The following is a 564-nucleotide window of genomic DNA, read 5'->3' as shown; positions in this document are numbered from 1 at the left end:
CCGCGCTGGCCGCCGGCCTCGGCGCGGCGCTGCCCCCGGCGGTCGACGACCTGCTGCTCCAGGCCGACCTCACCGGCATCGTGCCGGGCCGCCCGAGCCAGGAGCTCGAGGCGCTGCTCGACGCGTCCGCCCGGGTGGAGTCCCGCGGCGGGGCCGTGACGGTGCGGTTCACCCCCGAGTCGGTGCGGGACGCCCTGGACGCCGGGGCCACCGCCGACGACCTGCTCGCCGACCTCGCGTCGCACGCCCGCGGCGGCGTGCCGCAGCCGCTGGAGTACCTGGTCCGGGACGCCGCGCGCCGGCACGGGCGGCTGCGCGCCGGGGCCGCCTCCTCGTACGTCCGCACCGAGGACCCGGCGCTGCTCGCCGGGCTCGCGGAGGACCCGCGGCACGCGGACCTCGGGCTGGTCCGGCTCGCGCCGACGGTGCTGGCCGCGCAGGCGCCGCTGCACGAGCTGCTGGCTGCGCTGCGGGGGCACGGCCTGGCGCCGGTGGCCGAGACGCCGGACGGGCAGGTCCTCCACGCCGCCCCTACGGTGCGGCGCGTGGCCGCGGCCCGGCCCC

The 564-nt window shown here is 81.6% G+C and carries 1 protein-coding gene; it reads left to right on the top strand.

Features of this window, described 5'->3' with window-relative positions; translation table 11 throughout:
- Positions 1-564: helicase-associated domain-containing protein (locus FA014_RS19700; protein ID WP_195969408.1), on the top strand; the 564-nt coding region annotated here is incomplete at both ends.

It is taken from the genome of Cellulomonas hominis (genome assembly GCF_005239125.1).
Classification (GTDB): domain Bacteria; phylum Actinomycetota; class Actinomycetes; order Actinomycetales; family Cellulomonadaceae; genus Cellulomonas; species Cellulomonas hominis_A.
The sequence above is the reverse complement of the archived record's forward strand: the minus strand, read 5'-3'. Positions and strand labels throughout refer to the sequence as shown.